The following is a 1,520-nucleotide window of genomic DNA, read 5'->3' as shown; positions in this document are numbered from 1 at the left end:
CCCTGAGCCGCAGATTTTGGCAACAGGTGGGTGCAGCCGGGTTTTTCCAGCGCCAGGTCAACCGAGATGGCCTGGGCCTTGTCGTTCTTCTGCTCGGACAGCCAGCGCCACGCCAGCACGGCGCCAGGGCCGATACCGCTGACCAGCGTCGCGGGGCCGTTCAGTTCGCGCAGGCCGGTCTGCAGGGCGCGGCTTTGTTGCAGGCAGTCCTTGGGCAGAATCACCTGAACGATCTGCGCCGAGGCGCTGCGGCTCAGGGTGCTCAGTTGGTTGTCGGTCAGCTTCTGGTCGTCATTGACCGCCACCAGCACCTGCGCCTTGGGCTGGGTGCCCGGGATCACGCGGGTCATGACGGTGCCGTCGGCGGCCGTCAGCGGTTGCAGGGTCGGTTGGGGTGCCGGACGTTTGAGGTACCAGTAACCGCCGCCGGCAATCACGGCCAGCACAATCAATGCGGCCAGGATGTACTTCAGGGAGCGTTGAATCATCAGCGTTTCACCAATCCAGTCAAGCCGCCCGCGATCAGGGCAGCAGTGTCGGCCAGCGCCACCAGCGGATCAAGTCCCGCGGGCACGGCCATATAACGGGGTTCCCAGTCAGGCTGGAACTTGTCTTTGAAGCGGCGCAAGCCTTGGAAGTTGTACAACTGCTCACCACGGCGGAAAACCATCGAGCCCAGACGCTGGGTCAGCGGTGCACCGCGCCGGGGTTGCAACCCTGACAACGGCACCATGCCCAGGCTGAAGCGCGCGTATCCGTGACTCTTATAGTGTTGAATCAGGCCGACCATCATGAATTCCATGGTCAGCTTCGGGGCATCCGGGTGCGCGCGCATCAGGTCGAGGCTGGCCAGGTCGTGGCTGTAAGTCTCGAGCAAGTTGGCGAACGCCACCGGACGGCCTTCGAAGCGAATCACCGCAATGCGGAAATGCTTCAGGTAATCGTCGCTGAAACGGCCGAGGGAGAAACCTTTCTCACGCACGTTCTTGCCGGTCAGCCACGCATCGGAGATCACTTTCAGCTCGTCCATCGGCGCCTGACCCGGCTCATGGATTTCCAGCGACAGGCCATCGCGGGTGCCACGGTTCCAGGTGTAGCGCAGATCCTTCATTTCCTTGCCCTTGGCTTCCAGGTCAAAGCGCTGCAGATTGACGCGGGCCTCTTCGCCGAGCTTGATCGCGGTCAGGCCGATGTCCATGTAGTAGGGCAGGTTTTCTGCGCGCACCTGATAGAACACCGGCCGAGTGTGATGGATGTCGCACAGGTCACGGAACTGCCAGATCATTTCAGCGCGTTGCTGACCAGGACCGATCGGGTCGTATAGCGCCACCAGGCTGCGGCCACGACGCGCGTACATCAGGAACGCCTCGTCGTTGGGGTGGAACAGCAGCGCCTTGTCACCGGTCAGCGCGAGGCCGCCGTCAGGTTGCGCCGAAGCCATGAGGATCTTTGCTGCGCGATCGAGTTCGTCCGGTGTCGGCAGATGAATGACCGGACGTGCGGTGCGCAACAGCCAGGTC

General features: G+C 62.8%; 1 protein-coding gene and 1 pseudogene. Both read right to left on the bottom strand.

The window, feature by feature from the left end; all coding sequences use genetic code 11:
- Positions 1-488 (bottom strand): annotated as a pseudogene (locus tag DBR24_RS03900) (virulence factor family protein); the annotation flags it as partial.
- Positions 488-1,520, bottom strand: a 1,033-nt coding sequence (locus tag DBR24_RS03895) for a phosphatidylglycerol lysyltransferase domain-containing protein (RefSeq protein ID WP_146188948.1), incomplete at its 5' end; no start/stop codon positions are given. The gene DBR24_RS03895 and the pseudogene DBR24_RS03900, both read right to left, overlap by 1 nt.

This window comes from Pseudomonas sp. HMWF006 (genome assembly GCF_003061205.1).
Lineage (GTDB): Bacteria > Pseudomonadota > Gammaproteobacteria > Pseudomonadales > Pseudomonadaceae > Aquipseudomonas > Aquipseudomonas monsensis.
The sequence above is the reverse complement of the archived record's forward strand: the minus strand, read 5'-3'. Positions and strand labels throughout refer to the sequence as shown.